The sequence below is a fragment of the Roseomonas sp. OT10 genome, assembly GCF_020991085.1.
GTDB classification, from domain to species: Bacteria; Pseudomonadota; Alphaproteobacteria; order Acetobacterales; family Acetobacteraceae; genus Roseomonas; species Roseomonas cutis.
Map to the genome: position 1 here is coordinate 2,131,753 of NZ_CP087719.1, position 15,938 is coordinate 2,147,690.

Here is a 15,938-nt window from a genome sequence, read left to right on the forward strand (position 1 = left end):
GGTGCGGGGGGCTGACCCTCCCGCCCCTCCCCCGCCGCGGGTCAGCCGGACGCGAGGACCCGCCCGGCCACGGCGTCCAGCTTCGCCATCAGGGCGGAGTCGCGCTTCTCCGGCGGCGTGACGAGCGCGTATTCCAGCGCCCGGTCGCAGCCCGCCGGGCAGGGTCCGCGCGGTGCGCCGAGCATCGGGACGACGGCCCGCACCAGGGCGCGGGCGCGGCTGGCGTTCTCGTACATGACCTTCACCACCGCCTCGACCGAGACGGCATCGTGGTCCGGGTGCCAGCAGTCGAAATCGGTGACCATGGCGATGGTGGCGTAGCAGAGCTCCGCCTCGCGGGCGAGCTTGGCCTCCGGCATGTTCGTCATGCCGATCACGTCGCAGCCCCAGGCGCGGTACAGCTCGCTCTCCGCCTTGGTGGAGAATTGCGGGCCTTCCATGACTAGGTAGGTGCCGCCGCGCTTGTACCTCAGCCCGATCTGCCGCGCGGCCTCCTCCGCCGCGTCGCCCAGGCGCGGGCAGACGGGGTGGGCGACGGAGACGTGGGCGACGCAGCCCGTCTCGAAGAAGGACTTCTTCCGGGCGAAGGTGCGGTCGATGAACTGGTCGACGATGACGAAGGTGCCGGGCGGCAGGTCGCCGTTCAGGCTGCCCACGGCGGAGAGGGAGAGGATCTCCGTGACGCCGGCGCGCTTCAGCACGTCGATGTTGGCGCGGTAGTTCAGCTCGCTCGGCGGCACGCGGTGGCCGCGGCCGTGGCGCGGCAGGAAGACGCAGCGCACGCCGTCCAGCCGGCCGAAGAGCAGCTCGTCCGAGGGCTCGCCCCAGGGGCTCTCCACCCGGCGCCACTCGCGCTCCTCCAGCCCCTCCACGTCATAGAGGCCGGAGCCGCCGATCAGGCCGATGACGGGTTCGATCAGGTCGGACATGCGATGGACCTCCGCACAAGGAAACGGCCGCCCGGGGCGGCCGTGAGGGAGAGATGGTCCGGACCCTCAGGCGGGTCCAGGGGGGCGCCCCCTGCCGTCCGGGAAGGTGGGGCCGGTGTGGCGGCTCCCCTCCCCGGCGGCAGGAGCTCAGTGCACGTCGGCCCAGATCTTCCGCTTCACCGCATAGACCAGGCCGCCCAGGATGGTGAGGAAGATTACCATCCGCACGCCCATGGCACGGCGCTGCTCCAGCTCCGGCTCGGCGGCCCAGGCCAGGAAGGTGGCGACATCGCGGGCCATCTGGTCCGTGGTGGCGTTGGTGCCGTCCGCGAAGGTCTGCGACCCGTCGGAGAGCGGCGGCGCCATGCCGATCAGGTGGCCGGGGAAGTACTTGTTGTAGTACATGCCGTTCGGCACGGTGACGCCCGCCGGCGGCTCCTCGTAGCCCGTCAGCAGCGCATGGATGTAGTTCGCGCCGTCGTGCCGCGCCTTCACCATCACCGACAGGTCGGGCGGATAGGCGCCGCCATTGGCCGCCCGCGCCGCGTTCTCGTTCGCGAAGGGGCTGCGGAACCGGTCGGAGGGGCGGCCCGGGCGCTGGTTCACGATGCCCTCGTCATTGGGGGCGTCGTTCACCTGCACCGAGGCGGCGATGGCCGCCACCTGCGCCTCGGACAGCCCGATGTCGCGCAGGTTGCGGTAGGAGAGCTGGTGCAGCGCGTGGCAATTGGCGCAGACCGCCGTGTAGATCTGCGCGCCGCGCTGCAGCGCCGCCCGGTCGAAGGTGCCGAACGGCCCCGCGAAGGAGAAGTGCGCGTCCGGGATATGGACCTCCGCCTCGGCCGCGCGCGGCGCCGCGGCGGGGGTGGCGGCGATCGCCAGGGCGGCCACCGCCCCCATCAGCCAGTTGCGAGCGGACATGCTGGGGCGCATCACGCCTTCTCCATCGGCTTGGCCGCGGCCCCGGCCGGCAGGGGGCCGCCGCCCCGGTGCGCGACCGGCCGGCTGATGCTTTCCGGCAGCGGCAAGGGCCGCTCCAGCTTCGCGAGCGCGGGCAGGATCACCAGGAAGTACAGGAAGTAGTAGGCCGTCGCGATCCGGCTGGTCGTGACGTAGGGCTCCTCGGCCGGCTTGCCGCCGGTCCACATGAGCACGCCGAAGGCGATCACCCACAGGAAGAAGAACCACTTCGCCAGCGGGCGGAAGCGCATGGAGCGCACCGGCGAGCTGTCCAGCCAGGGCAGGACGAACAGCACGGCGATGGCGCCGAACATCATCAGCACGCCGCCGAGCTTGTTCGGGACCGCGCGCAGGATCGCGTAGAAGGGCAGGAAGTACCATTCCGGCACGATGTGCGCGGGCGTCACCAGCGGGTTCGCCGGGATGTAGTTGTCCGGGTGGCCGAGGTAGTTGGGCGCGAAGAACACCAGCAGGGAGAAGACCAGCAGGTAGACGACGATGCCGACGCTGTCCTTCGCCGTGTAGTAGGGGTGGAAGGGCACCGTGTCCTGCGGCCCCTTGGGCTGGATGCCCAGCGGGTTGTTGGAGCCCGTGATGTGCAGCGCGGCGATGTGCAGGAACACGACGCCGGTGATCACGAAGGGCAGCAGGTAGTGCAGGGAGAAGAAGCGGTTCAGCGTGGGGTTGTCGACCGAGAAGCCGCCCCACAGCCAGGTCACGATGTGCTCGCCGACGATCGGGAAGGCCGAGAACAGGTTGGTGATGACCGTGGCGCCCCAGAAGGACATCTGGCCCCAGGGCAGCACGTAGCCCATGAAGGCGGTCGCCATCATCAGCAGGAAGATGACCACGCCCAGGATCCACAGCAGCTCGCGCGGGGTCTTGTAGGAGCCGTAGTAGAGGCCGCGGTACATGTGGATGTAGACGACGATGAAGAACATCGACGCGCCGTTGGCATGGGCGTAGCGCAGCAGCCAGCCGTAGTTCACGTCGCGCATGATGCGCTCGACGCTGTCGAAGGCGTAGTTGACGTGCGGCGTGTAGTTCATCGCCAGGAAGATGCCGGTGGCGATCATGATCACGAGGTTGATCATCGCCAGGGCGCCGAAGTTCCAGAAGTAGTTGAAGTTCTTCGGCGTCGGGAACGTCCCGTACTCCTTCTCCATCATGGAGAAGACCGGCAGGCGCTGGTCCACCCAGCGCAGCACGGGGTTCTTGATGTCGCTCTCGATCAGGCCCGGGGCGGCCATGGATTGCTCCTCACACTGGAAGGGGCGGATGCCGGGAGGGGCGCGTCGCCACCCCCCGGGCGGTCCCCGTTAGCCCACGCGGATCTTGGTATCGGCGGTGAAGGCGTAGGCCGGCACGGCCAGGTTCAGCGGTGCCGGGCCGCGGCGGATACGGCCGGAGGTGTCGTAGTGGCTGCCGTGGCAGGGGCAGAACCACCCGCCGTAGTCGCCGCGCGGATCGGTGGACTTCTGCCCCAGGGGCACGCAGCCCAGATGCGTGCAGACGCCGACCACGATCAGCCACTCGTCCTTGCCCGGCTTCACCCGGGACTGGTCCGTCGCCGGGTCTCGCAGCTCGGAGACGTTCACGGCCTGGGCGGCGCGGATCTCCTCCGCCGTGCGGCGCCGGACGAAGACCGGCTTGCCGCGCCACATGACGGTCACCGCCTGCCCGACCGCGACGGGGGCGAGGTCCACGTCGGTGGAGGCCAGGGCCAGCACGTCGCGGGAGGGGTTCATCGAGTGCACGAAGGGCCAGGCGATCACGCCCGTCCCCACCGCCGCGAAGGAGATGGTCACGAGCTTCAGGAAGTCGCGCCGCCCGTCGCCCTCCGGATGCGCGGGCGGCAGCCCCTGACGCTCGCTCTGGGAGGTGGGAGAGCCCGTCAGGCCGGGGATCGATCCCCCGGCTCCGCCGGCAGCCCCCGCGGTCGCCAATTGGTCCGCCATCTATTCCGTCGCCCCACTCACACCCGTTTGGTCGGCCCGACCACCGCTCCCCGGGTATCTGGGGGCCATGGCGGCCGCCAGCCGCATCCCGGTCCCGACACGCCGGCAATCCTGGGCCGGCGGATCGGAGGACGGGCGCGGCAGCCGGGGCCATGACGGCCCGGCTATCGCGCCCGCTTCAGGCCCATATAAAGCGGGCCTCCGACAGGTGGCAACGGCCGGCGGGCCACACTCGTGCCCGGTAGCAGGAGATGCAAACCATTCTCAACAAAGAGGAAGTCCCACGGCCGGCGCATCCGCTGGCCCAGCCGGCGCAGGCGTGGTTCGAGGCGCTGCGCGACCGTCTCTGCGCCGCCTTCGAGGCGATCGAGGACGGGCTGGCCGCCGGGCCGCACCTCTCCCTGCCCCCCGGGCGCTTCGTCCGGACGCCCTGGAGCCGGGCGGAAGGGGGTGGCGGGGTCATGTCCGTCATGCGCGGCCGGGTCTTCGAGAAGGTGGGGGTGAACGTCTCCACCGTCTGGGGAGAGTTCTCCCCGGAGTTCCGCAAGCAGATCCCGGGCGCCGATTCGGACCCGCGGTTCCTCGCCACGGGCGTCTCGCTGGTCGCGCACCTGCGCAGCCCGCGCGTGCCGGCGGCCCACATGAACACCCGCTTCATCCTCACCAACCGCGGCTGGTTCGGCGGCGGCGGGGACCTGACGCCGATGTTTCCCGATTCGCCCGAGGCGGCGGAGGATGCCGCCGCCTTCCACGCCGCGCTCCGGGATGCCTGCGACCGGCATGATCCCGGCTACTACCCGCGCTTCAAGCAGTGGTGCGACGAGTACTTCTACCTGCCGCACCGCCAGGAGCCGCGGGGCCTCGGCGGCATCTTCTACGACTGGCTGGGGCGGGACGAGGCGACGGACCGGCTGGCGGAGCACTTCGCATTCACCCGGGACGTGGGCGAGGCCTTCCTCGCCGCCTATCCGGCCATCGTGCGGCGACGGATGCATGAGCCCTGGACGGAGGCGGAGCGGGAACAGCAACTGATCCGCCGCGGCCGCTATGTCGAGTTCAACCTGATCCACGACCGCGGCACCCTCTTCGGCCTCCGGACCGGCGGGAACACCGAGGCGATCCTCATGTCCCTCCCGCCCGAGGTCCGCTGGCCGTAGCCGCCCGGCCGCGCCCTGCCCGGCGCCTTACGCCGGACAGGGCCGGGGGCGCCGCGGCTCAGCGGTCCTGCTGGTAACCCTGGTGGGTCGTGTTCTGGTGGGTATTGCCCTGGCGGCCCTCCTGCTCGGGGTTGCGGTCCCGCCTGGCCTCCCGCACCTCCTGGGGCGAAAGCTGCCCGTCATGCGACGTCGCGCTGCCATGCGGGCTGCGGTTCTGCGGCGGGACGGGGGGTAGCTGGGCCTTGGTCACGGCGTCCTCCTGCTTGTCCGGGGGTCCGCCCTGAACGTGCGGGGCGCCCCCGGCGTTGCCGGCCGCCTTGCCCCGGCCGGCCGCCGACCCCATACCGCCGCCCGTGTCACGCGACCCCTCGACCCCCGCCGGCCGGCGCTCCGCCTGGACGGACAGCCTGCTGCGCGACCATGCCGTGCTGCGCACCGGATGGCGCAACTGGGGCGTGGTGGCGCCCGGCCGCCTCTACCGCTCCAACCACCCGCAGCCCTGGCAGCTCCGGCAGGCCGCCTCCCGCTTCGGGCTGCGGACGGTGATCAACCTGCGCGGCCACCGGGCGGAATGCGGCTCGGACGCCCTCTCACGCGCCGAGGCGACCGCCCTCGGCCTCGTGCATGTCGATGCCCCCTTCGAAAGCCGGGGCGCCCCGCACAAGGACCGGATCCTGCGGCTGGCGCAGATCCTGGAGCGGGTGGAGGAGCCGGTGCTGATCCACTGCAAGTCCGGCGCGGACCGCACGGGGCTGGCGGCCGGCCTCTGGCTGCTGCTGCAGGGCCGCCCCGTGGAGGAGGCGAAGGCGCAGCTCTCCCTGCGCTGGGGGCACGTCCGTGCCAGCCGCACCGGCATCCTGGATGCCTTCTTCGACGCCTATGCCCGCTCCGCCGCGCCCGGCGGAACCCGCAAGCCCTTCCTCGACTGGCTGCGCGAGGATTACGACGAGGCCGGGCTGCGCCGCGACTTCGACGCCCGCCCGGCCCTGTCCCGCTGGGCGGACGGGCTGGTGGACCGCGTGCTCCGCCGGGAATAGGAGGCTGCCCGGTGCGGCGGGCGATGGACGGCACCCCTCTCCCGGAGGTAAGCGCGGCCGCCATCGGCCCGCGGCCACGGTAGCAGGTGACCGCCGCGCCCAGGCTGGAGGCCCTATGCACCCGTTCCAGGCTTACTGCCGCGATCAGCTCACCCGGATGCGGGCGGAGGGGCGCTACCGCAGCTTCGCCGCCCTGACCAAGTCCCGCCGCGGCTTCCCGCGCTATGCCATGCCCGACGGGCGGGAGGTGCTGGTCTGGTCCTCGAACGACTATCTCGGCCTCGGCGGTTCCGACATCCTCGCCCGCGCCGCGGCGGAGGCGATCGAGGCGCACGGCGTCGGCTCGGGCGGCACCCGCAACATCTCCGGCAACACCCCCTACCACGTCGCGCTGGAGCGCGAGCTGGCGGGCTGGCATGGCAAGGAGGCGGCGCTGGTCTTCACCTCCGGCTACGTCGCCAACCAGGCGGCGCTGGGGACCATCCTGGCCAGCCTGGACGGCAACTGGCAGGTCTTCTCGGACGAGAAGAACCACAACTCGATGATCGCCGGCATGCGCAACGCCCGGGCCAAGGCGATCTGGCGGCACAACGACGTGGCGCACCTGGACGCCCTGCTGGCTGCGGCGCCGGCCGGGGTCAACAAGCTGGTGGCCTTCGAATCCGTCTATTCCATGGACGGCGACATCGCCCCGATCGGCGAGATCGTCGCCGTCGCCCGCCGGCACGGCGCCCTGACGTACCTGGACGAGGTCCATGCCGTCGGCATGTACGGCGCCACCGGCTCCGGCGTGGCCGAGCGCGACGGGGTGGCCGGCCAGGTGGACCTGATCCAGGGCACGCTCGCCAAGGCGGTCGGCACCCATGGCGGGTACGTCGCCGGCCAGGCGGAGGTGATCGACTGGCTGCGCTCGGCGGCGGCGGGCTTCATCTTCACCACCTCCCTGCCGCCCTGCATCGCCGCCGCCGCCCTGGCCAGCATCCGGCACCTGCGCGGCGCGACGGCGCTGCGGGAGCGGCAGCAGCAGCGCGCCGCCCAGCTCAAGGCCGCCTTCCGGGCCCAGGGGATCGAGCCCCTGCCCTCCGTCAGCCACATCGTGCCCGTCCCCGTACCGGGCGCCGGGCTGGTGCGCGAGGTCAGCCGGGTGCTGCTGGAGGAGCACGGCCTCTACGTCACCCCGATCAACTACCCCACCGTGCCGCGTGGCGCCGAGCGGCTGCGCTTTACCCCCACCCCGCTGCATGGCGAGGCGGAGATTGCCCAGGCCGCGACGGTGCTGGCCGGCGTGATGCGCCGCCTGGGGGCCTTCCCATCGGCGGACGCGGCCTGAACCCGTCCGGCACGCCTTCACCACGCGCGGCGCCTTTCCCATCTGCAGGGGATGGAGCAGAAGCGCCCGTCGGCCCGCGTTCAACCTTCCGCAACGGGTGGGGTTAAGCGTTGACGCCATGCAGCACCCCGTGAACCATCCCGTCATCCCCGGACCCGCGCCGCGGGCCAGCCGGAGCCGCCCCGCATGCTGATGCGCACGCCGCAGCGTACCGCGCGATCAGCCCTGCAGCGCCTCCGCGACGTCACCGGGCGCGACCGTTCGTCCCGGGCGCCCGGCGGGCCGGTAGGGAACGAGCCCGGTTCGGGCGGGTCGCTGAAGGTCGCCTCCTACAACGTCCACAAATGCGTCGGCCGCGACGGCCGCTTCGACCCGGGCCGGATCGCCGCCGTGATCGGCGAGATGGATGCGGATCTGGTGGCGGTGCAGGAGGCGGATCGCCGCTTCGGGCGCCGCTATGGCCTGCTGGATGCCGCCACCCTCCAGCGGGAGAGCGGCCTCACCCTGCTCGGTGTCTCCGACCTGCCGGATGGGCACGGCTGGCATGGCAATGCCCTCCTGGTGCGCCACCCGCCCGGCCAGGCGCCCCGGTTGCACCTCCGCCGGCTCGCCCTGCCCGGGGCGGAGCCCCGCGGCGCGGTGATCGCCGAGCTCCAGCTCCCGGCCGGGAAGCTGCGCGTGGTGGCGGCGCATTTCGGCCTGCTGCGGCGCTGCCGGGTCCGGCAGGCCGCCACCATCCTGCGCGCCATCACGGAGGGGGAGCCCATGCCGACCCTGATGATGGGCGACCTCAACGAGTGGCGCCCCGGCCCGCGGTCCTCGCTGCGGGCGCTGGAGCATGTCTTCGGCCCGCTCTCGGCCAGCCCGCCGAGCTTCCCCGCGCGGCGGCCGCTGCTGGCCCTGGACCGCATCCTCGGCTGGCCGCAGGGGATCCTCGGCGAGGTCGCGGCGCACGACACCCCCCTCGCTCGCCTCGCCTCCGACCACCTCCCCCTCACCGCGCGCGTGGACCTCGCGGCGGCGGCGGGGGCAGAGCTGGGCGGCCGGGCGCTGGCCGCCGCCGCCTGAGCGGCGCCGCCGGCTTCCAGGGCTCCGCGCCGTGGTGAGCGTCACCCTCCCCCGCACCGACCCGCCGCCGGCCCCTGCCGCGGGGCAGCCGTCGCTCGGGCAGTCGGTCCACCGCCTCCTGCACCGGATCGGTGCCCGCAGCGGCGTGGCGCTGGTGGTGGACGGGCTGGACGCGCTGGCGCTGCGCGTCGCGGCCGCCCGCACCGCCACGCACCGGCTCGACCTGCAATACTACGCCTGGCATGCGGACGTGACCGGGCTGCTGCTGGCGCGCGAAGTCCTGCACGCGGCCGACCGGGGCGTGCGGGTGCGGCTCCTGCTCGACGACAGCGGCGTGCTGGCGGATGACTCCGCCGTCTCGGACCTCGCGCTGATGGGCGCGCATCCCCGCATCGAGGTCCGCCTGTTCAACACCCACCGCTGGCGCGCCTGGGGCCGCCTCGGCTTCATGCTGGAGTTCCTGCTCGGCGGCGGCAACCTGAACCGGCGGATGCACAACAAGGCCTGGATCGCCGACCGGCAGCTGGCCGTGGTGGGCGGCCGCAACATCGGCAACGAGTATTTCGACGCCGCCGGCGAGTTCAACTTCCGCGACCTGGACATCGCCATCGCCGGGCAGTCGGCCGACCAGGCCCAGGGCGTGTTCGAGCGCTACTGGAACCATCGCCTGGCCATGCCCGCCACCGGCTGCGACGGGCACCACCCGGGGCCGGCCGAGCTCGACGCGCTGCGGGAGCGGCTGGAGCAGAACCTGGCCTGCGGCGAGGCGCAGCCCTACCTCCGCCGCCTGCATGCCTCCCTGGAGGCCGGCGAGATCCTCAGCGGCGAGACCGGCCTGCTCCCCGCCGACCATGACCTCCGCGTCGCCGCCGACCCGCCGGAGAAGGCGGCCGGCGAGGAGCATGAGGAGGACAAGCTGGTCCACGCCGTGGCCGGCGCCCTGGCGGAGGCGAGGCGGGAGGCGCTGCTGATCTCCCCCTACTTCGTCCCCGGCGAAGGCGGCACCGAGGCGATGATCCGGCTGGTCCGGCAGGGGGTGCGGGTCCGCGTGGTGACCAACTCGCTCGCCGCGACGGACGTGGTGGCGGTCCATGGCGGCTATGCCCGCTACCGCCGGAAGCTGCTCCGGGCGGGGGTGGAGATCTTCGAGCTGAAGCGCAGCGGCGAGGAGGATGGCGGCGTGCTCGGCTCCAAGGGCGCCAGCCTGCACACCAAGGCCTTCGTCATCGACGGGCGGCTCGTCTTCGTGGGGTCCTTCAACCTCGACCCGCGCTCGGCCAACCTCAACACGGAGATGGGCGCCTTCGTGCGCCAGTCCCGTCTGGCCCGGCGCCTGCGCGAGGAGCAGGCCCGGCTTGCCGATCCCGCGCGCAGCTACCGCGTGCTGCTGAAGGGCGGCAAGATGTGCTGGCAGGACATCGGCCGGACGGGCCGCCGGCGGCGCCAGTGGGGCGAGCCAGATGCGAGCTGGCGGCGGCGATTCCTGGCGCAGATCGTGAAGTGGCTGCCGGTGGAATCCCAGCTCTGACGCCGGCCCCGGCCGACCGTCAGCCCGGCACGAAGGCCTGGGTCCGCACCAGCCGGGCGTAGAGCCCGTCCCTGGCCATCAGCTCGGCATGGGTGCCCTGCTCGGCCACCTGCCCGGCCTCCATCGCCACGATCCGGTCGGCGTCGCGCACCGTGGAGAGGCGGTGCGCCACCACGAGCGTCGTCCGCCCCGCCCGCAGCCGGGCCAGCGCCGCCTGCACCAGCGCCTCGTTCTCCGCGTCCAGCGCGCTGGTCGCCTCGTCCAGCAGCAGCACGCGCGGGTCACGCAGCAGCGCGCGGGCCAGCGCGATGCGCTGCCGTTGGCCGCCCGAGAGGCGGGACCCGCCGGGGCCCAGCACCGTGTCGTAGCCCCGCGGCAGCGCGGCGATGAACTCGTGCGCGGCCGCGGCGCGGGCGGCCTCCTCCACGGCCTCCCGCGTGGCACCCCAGGGGGTACCCGAGGGGGCGCCCGAGGGGACGCCGGCGCGGCCGGCGGCGATGTTGGCGAAGGCGGTGTCGTCGAAGATCACCGCCTCCTGCCCGACATAGGCGATGGCGTCGCGCAGCGAGGCGAGCGACACGGCGCGCACATCCGCCCCGTCGAGCAGCACCGCGCCGCCGGTGGCGTCGTACAACCGCGGCACCAGGGCCAGGGCGGTGGACTTCCCCGCACCGGACGGCCCGACCAGCGCCACGGTCTGCCCCGGCTCAGCCAGGAAGGAGACGCCGCGCAGGGCCGCCGCCCGATCGTTCCCCGGATTCTCCCGGTCCCCCTCATAGGAGAAGGCGACGCCGCGGAACTCCACCCGTCCCCGGCCGGACGGCAGCGCGGGGGCCCCGGGCGGATCGGCGATGGCCGGGCGCGTGTCCATCACCCCGAAGACGCGGGCGAGCCCCGCCAGCCCCTCCTGCAAGGCGGCGTTCAGGCTGCCCAGGGCGCGCACGGGGCGCGAGGCGATCAGCAGCGCGGCGACGAAGCCGGTGAACTCGCCCACCGTGCCGTAGCCCTGGCTCACCCGCCAGCCGACGAATCCCAGCACGGCGGCGACGGCGACGCCGCCGAGCACCTCCAGCATCGGATCGAGGCTGGCGCGGGTGCGGGCGATGGCGAGCAGGCTGGCGCGCAGATGGGCGAAGGCCCCGGCCGCGCGGGCCTCCTCGGCCGCCTCGAGGCGGTAGGAGCGGACGACCCGGGCGGCGCTGAAGGATTCGGTCAGGGTGGCGGCCAGCTCCCCCACCCGCTCCTGCATGCCGCCGGAGGCACGGCGGATCCTCTTGCCCAGCTTCAGCACCGGCACCACCGCGATGGGGTAGAGGAGCGCGGCCACCAGGCTCATCTGCCAGTCCAGCCAGACCATCGAGGCGACGAGGCCCACCACGGTCAGCAGGTCGGCGACGCCGTTGATCGACTTGGTCAGCGCCTCGCGGATCGCCTGGGCATCGGCGGTGAAGCGGGCGGCGTGGCGGGCGGGTGCCTCGCGCGCCACGACGGCGAGGTCGGCGCGGGTCAGCGCCCGGAACAGGTCGTTCTGGAGGGATTCGATCACCCGCAGCACCACGGACTGCACGGAGACCGCCTGCCCGTACTGCGCCGCGGCCTTGCCGACCGTCAGCACGACGATGACGGGCGGCGCCAGCCAGGTGATCTGGGGATCGCCCGTGGTGAAGAGGTCGAAGGCCTGCTGGATCACCACCGGATAGAGGGCGGTCAGCCCCGCGACCGCCAGGGTGCAGAGCAGGGCCATCGCGATCCCGCCCGGGTGATGGCGGACGTAGTCGCGCCACAGGCGGGACAGCAGCCGGCGGGAGGTCTCGCCATCCCTGCCAGGGATCGGGGGAAGCGGGCCGGAACGGGGAGGCATGCGCCGCGGGCTAGCGCAGTTTGCCCGCGGCGCGAACCCGTGCCGTCGCCCGGCCGGTCAGCGGCGCCGGTTGTCCAGCGCCCAGGCGCCGGGGCCGGCGAAGACCAGATAGAAGAAGACGAAGCAGTACAGAATCGCCGCATCGCCGCCATTCAGCAGCGGGTAGACGCTCCGCGGGGCATGCATGAACCAGTAGGCATAGGCCATCTCGCCGGCGAGGAGAAAGGCCACGGGCCGGGTGAAGAGGCCCAGGACCAGCAGCACGCCGCCCGCGAGCTCCATGATGCCGCCGATCCAGTAGAGGCTCAGCACGGGCGGCATGCCGCTGGACGGCGGGGCGGGCCAGCCGAGGATCTTCTGGGCGCCGTGCAGCAGGAAGATCAGCGCGGCGGCGATCCGGAGCAACGCCAGCGCGTAGGGCGCGAAGGGCTGCAGCCGGCTTGCGAGAGCGGACATGCGATATCGATTCCCAATGATGATGGCTCAATCTACCTGGGCGTCGGTCGCGGGCGAAACCATGCCCTGCGAATGAGTCTCATTGGTCTCGGGGATGATCCACCCCGCCCGCCCCGGGGTGCCAGTCGATCTCGCCGCGCCCCCACGACCGCAGAAAGGTATTGGCCCGCGAGAAGGGACGCGAGCCGAAGAAGCCGCGATGGGCCGAAAGGCCGGATGGATGGGGCGAACGCAACACGGCGTGGCGGCCTTCCCGCACCATGGCTGCCTTGCGCTGGGCATGGGCGCCCCAGAGGATGAAGACGGCATGCGGCGCGGCCTGGTCCGCCGCCGCGATCACCGCGTCGGTGAAATGCTCCCAGCCCTTCCCGGCATGGCTGCCCGCCCGGCCCGGCGAGACGGACAGCACCGTGTTGAGCAGCAGCACACCCTGCCTGGCCCAGCCCGTGAGGGTTCCGTCTGCCGGAGGTGGGATGCCAAGATCGTCGCGCAATTCCTTGAAGATATTCCTGAGTGACGATGGTATCGCCACGCCGGGCCGGACCGAGAAGGACAGGCCGTGCGCCTGTCCCGGCCCGTGGTAAGGGTCCTGCCCGAGGATCACGACGCGCAGATCGGCCAAGGGGGTCTGGTCCAGCGCGGCGAAGAGGCAGCCCGGCTCCGGCAGAAAGCCGCTGCCGGCCTCCAGCTCGCCGGCAAGGAAGCGGCGCAGCGGCGCCATGCGGCCCAGATCCAGGCGTGGCCGCAGCGCCTCCGCCCAGCCCGGCTCCAGCCGGTTCAGCGGCCAGCCGGCAGAGGGGCCCAGAAGGGTCTCCGCGCTCATTCGCCGAGCTTCATCCGACGTTCAAGCTCATCCATGCAATCCTTTGTTCCTGCAACACACCCGCCCGCCAGCCACCAGTCACGCACGGCCTGTAGCAGCCGGCCCACGGCCGGGCCGGGAGGCACGCCGAGCGCCAGGACATCGCGGCCCTGCAAGGGGAACACCGGCCGCGCCAGGCTGGCGAGGCGGCGCCGCAGCTCCGTCCGGTCCTGGCCGTCCCGTGCCTGCGCGAGCCACGCCGCCGCCAGCGCCGCCGCCGTATCGGGCAGGCCGGCGAGCCAGCGACGAAGCCAGCCATCCGACGGCGCCGGCGCGGGGGCCTCCCCGGCCAGCAGCAGGCGAAGCATGCCGCGCTCCTCATTCGACAGGCGCAGCGCCTCCGCCAGCCTCTCCGCCAGGGCCGGATCGGGCGGCAGCAGGGCGGCGAGACGAAGGATGGGCTCCGCCGGCATGCCGGTATCGACGGCGGCCGCAAGGCCGGGCAGGCGCGCGGGCGCGACCGCCGGCAGGACCGCGGCGAGCACCCCGGTCCGCTGCATCAACCGCACCGCCCCCGCCGCGCCCTCCGTCGCGAGGATGCGCTTGCACTCGCTCCAGACCCGCTCGGCTGAGAGGCGCGCCATGTGCGGGACGGCGGCCGCGATGGCCCGCAGCGCGCCGGCATCCGGCTCGCCCCGCCCGTAGCGTGCCTGGAAGCGGAAGAAGCGCAGGGCCCGGAGGTAGTCCTCCGCGAGCCGCACCTCCGGCTCGCCCACGAAGCGCACCCGCCCCGCCGCGAGGTCCGCGCGCCCGCCGAACCAGTCCCAGAGTCCGCCATCCGCATCCAGCGACATGGCGTTGATCGTGAAGTCGCGCCGCGCCGCGTCCTCCCGCCAGTCCGTCGTCCACTCCACCACGGCATGGCGTCCGTCCGTCGCGACGTCGCGGCGCAGGCTGGTGACCTCGACCGGCTCGCGGTCCAGCACGGCGGTCAGCGTGCCGTGCGCCAGCCCGGTGTCGAAGACCCGCAGCCCTGCGGCGCGCAGCAGCGGGGCCACCGCGTCCGGCGGGAGCGGCACGCCGATGTCGACGTCGGCGATCGGGCGCCCCGCCAGGGCATCGCGCACGCAGCCGCCCACCGCCCGCGCGCCCGGCAGCGCCGCCAGCACGGCCCGCGGGGCGCCGCGCGAGAGCCGATCGGGAACCGGGGCCCGGGCATGGGGCGGTTCGGCCGGGCTCACGGCCGCGGCTCCGTATGGCCGCTCTCGATCCGGCCATCCGACCCCATCCGGGCGGGCACGTAGACCGTGCCGGATTCCATCTGGCGCGACAGGCCATAGACGGCCGCCATGCCGGCGCCGAGCAGGATGCCGGCCAGGGCCAGCCACAGGGTCCGCCCCTCCGGCGGCTTGCGGCCCGGGTTCAGGCGCCGCCAGACCCCGTAGAGCGCGAAGGGGGTCAGGAAGAGCAGAATCTCGGCCAGCCAGGGCATCAGGACGGCGTGCCGGTCTCCGGCGAATCCCGCAAGACCAGGGCGAGGTTGCGCAGCATGGCCGCGGTCGCACCCCAGATCAGATGGCGCGGATGCGGCCAGACCCAGAACTCCCGCTCCAGGCCACGCACCAGCCGGGCGCGCCGCTGCGGCTGGGCCGGGTCCAGCAGCACGGCAAGGTCCAGCTCGAAGGCTTCCGCCACCTCCCCCGGGTCGGGCGTCAGCACCAGCGGCGGGTGCAGCAGGGCGACGACGGGGGTGACGTGGAAGCCCGTGCCGGTGCGGTGCTCCGGCAGGCGGCCGACGATCTCGGGCAGGCGCGGGTCCAGCCCCACCTCCTCCGCCGCCTCGCGGACCGCGGCGGCCTCGGGCGTCTCGCCCGCCTCGATCCCGCCGCCCGGAAAGGCCACCTGCCCGGCATGGGAGGAGAGCGTCGCCGCCCGCAGGGTCAGCAGCACGCTCGGCCGCTCGCCCAGCACCACGGGCACCAGCACGGCGGCGCGGCGCTCCGCACGCTCGCCCGGGGCGGGCTCCAGCCCCTCGGCCCGGGGGCTGGTGCTGGGGTGGAGGGCGGCGGGGCGGTCAGGGTCGGCAGGCCCCTCGCCCAGGGCGCGGACCAGCCGGCGCGCCACCTCCTGCGCGCCCAGGAACGCTGGCTGAGCCTCGTCGAGCGGGACCGGGACGACGGCGCGGCCGCTCACGCCGCGTCGTCGTCGGGGCCAGGATCGTCCAGCCCGGCGTCGTCGCCCTCATCCTCGCCGATCGGGAAGAAGACGCCCTCGCTCCAGACGCCGAGGACGGGGCGGCCATCGACCACCTCACGCTCGGCCAGGGCCACCAGCTCGTAGAAGACCGCGCGGCAGATGCGCGCCTCCAGCCCGGGGCGGATGGTGACATAGGGGCGCGGCTCCCCGGTGCGCGGGTCGTGCTCGACGCGGATCGGGTGCTCCGCTCCCGCCGTGACGACCTGGTCCAGGTTGGTGCGGAAGGTCAGGCACTGCTGCTTTGCGGTGCCGTGGTCGCAGTCGCAATGGCGCCAGACCAGCTCCACCGCGACGAAAGGGGCGTCGTCCACCTCGATGCGGCCGCGTTCCGCCGGGGTCTCCAGGACATAGCCGCCGTCCGGCTCGCGCTTCAGCACGCTGGCGAAGAGGCAGACCAGCTCCTTCCGGCCGATCGGCGAGCCCCGGTAATGCCAGGTGCCGTCGCGGGCGATGCGCATGTCGAAATGGCCGCAATCCGTGCGCGGGCGTCGCGGCAGGGCCGCAGCGGGGCCGGAGCCGTCCGCTCCGCCGGCCGTTACCAGCGGTAGCGCTTTCGTTCTTTCCTCTCGCGCGGCTGCGATCATAGGCTGGCACCT

Annotated in this window: 17 protein-coding genes; 5 read left to right on the forward strand and 12 right to left on the reverse strand. The window is 73.2% G+C overall.

The genetic code is table 11. The features are described 5' to 3' along the window. Positions 1–41: 41 nt before the first annotated feature. The 4 genes from LPC08_RS09895 to petA form a co-directional block, all read right to left on the reverse strand. Positions 42–929 (reverse strand): S-methyl-5'-thioadenosine phosphorylase, encoded by an 888-nt coding sequence (locus LPC08_RS09895; protein WP_230452522.1) that lies wholly within the window; start codon positions 927–929, stop codon positions 42–44. A gap of 147 nt (positions 930–1,076) precedes the next feature. Next, a complete protein-coding gene (locus LPC08_RS09900) occupies positions 1,077–1,850 on the reverse strand; it encodes a cytochrome c1 (RefSeq protein ID WP_230452523.1) in 774 nt (257 codons plus the stop codon). Between the two features lie 11 nt (positions 1,851–1,861). Further along, a complete protein-coding gene (locus LPC08_RS09905) occupies positions 1,862–3,139 on the reverse strand; it encodes a cytochrome b (protein WP_230452524.1) in 1,278 nt (425 codons plus the stop codon). 69 nt (positions 3,140–3,208) lie between these two features. Then, positions 3,209–3,847 (reverse strand): ubiquinol-cytochrome c reductase iron-sulfur subunit, encoded by a 639-nt coding sequence (gene petA / locus LPC08_RS09910; RefSeq protein ID WP_230452525.1) that lies wholly within the window; start codon positions 3,845–3,847, stop codon positions 3,209–3,211. 251 nt (positions 3,848–4,098) lie between these two features. On the opposite strand from petA, the gene hemF reads away from it, so the two are divergent. Then, a complete protein-coding gene (gene hemF, locus LPC08_RS09915; RefSeq protein ID WP_230452526.1) occupies positions 4,099–5,004 on the forward strand; it encodes an oxygen-dependent coproporphyrinogen oxidase in 906 nt (301 codons plus the stop codon). Positions 5,005–5,062: 58 nt separating this feature from the next. Here the strand turns inward: hemF and LPC08_RS09920 are convergent, their stop codons facing one another. Further along, complete coding sequence (locus LPC08_RS09920) at positions 5,063–5,254, reverse strand: hypothetical protein (RefSeq protein WP_230452527.1); 192 nt, start codon at positions 5,252–5,254, stop codon at positions 5,063–5,065. Between the two features lie 103 nt (positions 5,255–5,357). Here LPC08_RS09920 and LPC08_RS09925 point away from each other — a divergent pair, with 103 nt between their 5' ends. From LPC08_RS09925 to LPC08_RS09940, 4 genes are all read left to right on the forward strand, one after another. Continuing rightward, entirely contained in the window at positions 5,358–6,041 is a 684-nt protein-coding gene (locus tag LPC08_RS09925; protein ID WP_230452528.1) for a tyrosine-protein phosphatase, read from the forward strand. A gap of 115 nt (positions 6,042–6,156) precedes the next feature. Continuing rightward, positions 6,157–7,371, forward strand: a complete 1,215-nt coding sequence (gene hemA, locus LPC08_RS09930) for a 5-aminolevulinate synthase (protein WP_230452529.1) — start codon at positions 6,157–6,159, stop codon at positions 7,369–7,371. Between the two features lie 186 nt (positions 7,372–7,557). After that, complete coding sequence (locus tag LPC08_RS09935; RefSeq protein ID WP_230452530.1) at positions 7,558–8,439, forward strand: endonuclease/exonuclease/phosphatase family protein; 882 nt, start codon at positions 7,558–7,560, stop codon at positions 8,437–8,439. Between the two features lie 34 nt (positions 8,440–8,473). After that, the gene (locus tag LPC08_RS09940) at positions 8,474–9,967 is read left to right on the forward strand and encodes a phospholipase D family protein (protein ID WP_230452531.1); all 1,494 of its coding nucleotides are present in this window, start codon (positions 8,474–8,476) and stop codon (positions 9,965–9,967) included. 19 nt (positions 9,968–9,986) lie between these two features. Here LPC08_RS09940 and LPC08_RS09945 read toward each other — a convergent pair whose 3' ends face one another. The 7 genes from LPC08_RS09945 to LPC08_RS09975 form a co-directional block, all read right to left on the reverse strand. Then, positions 9,987–11,828: an ABC transporter ATP-binding protein gene (locus LPC08_RS09945; RefSeq protein WP_230452532.1), complete on the reverse strand. Its 1,842-nt coding sequence runs from the start codon at positions 11,826–11,828 to the stop codon at positions 9,987–9,989. Positions 11,829–11,885: 57 nt separating this feature from the next. Then, on the reverse strand, positions 11,886–12,284 hold the full coding sequence (locus LPC08_RS09950; protein ID WP_230452533.1) for a DoxX family protein: 399 nt from the start codon (positions 12,282–12,284) through the stop codon (positions 11,886–11,888). 79 nt (positions 12,285–12,363) lie between these two features. Continuing rightward, positions 12,364–13,107 (reverse strand): uracil-DNA glycosylase, encoded by a 744-nt coding sequence (gene ung, locus LPC08_RS09955; protein WP_255702319.1) that lies wholly within the window; start codon positions 13,105–13,107, stop codon positions 12,364–12,366. Beyond that, complete coding sequence (locus LPC08_RS09960; protein WP_230452535.1) at positions 13,104–14,327, reverse strand: CCA tRNA nucleotidyltransferase; 1,224 nt, start codon at positions 14,325–14,327, stop codon at positions 13,104–13,106. The genes ung and LPC08_RS09960 overlap by 4 nt, the downstream gene beginning before the upstream one ends. Next, complete coding sequence (locus LPC08_RS09965; RefSeq protein WP_230452536.1) at positions 14,324–14,578, reverse strand: hypothetical protein; 255 nt, start codon at positions 14,576–14,578, stop codon at positions 14,324–14,326. The genes LPC08_RS09960 and LPC08_RS09965 overlap by 4 nt, the downstream gene beginning before the upstream one ends. Further along, positions 14,578–15,279: a CoA pyrophosphatase gene (locus LPC08_RS09970; RefSeq protein ID WP_230452537.1), complete on the reverse strand. Its 702-nt coding sequence runs from the start codon at positions 15,277–15,279 to the stop codon at positions 14,578–14,580. Before LPC08_RS09970 ends, LPC08_RS09965 begins: the two co-directional genes overlap by 1 nt. Next, complete coding sequence (locus tag LPC08_RS09975) at positions 15,276–15,926, reverse strand: DUF1285 domain-containing protein (protein ID WP_441295834.1); 651 nt, start codon at positions 15,924–15,926, stop codon at positions 15,276–15,278. The genes LPC08_RS09970 and LPC08_RS09975 overlap by 4 nt, the downstream gene beginning before the upstream one ends. Between the last annotated feature and the right edge of the window lie 12 nt (positions 15,927–15,938).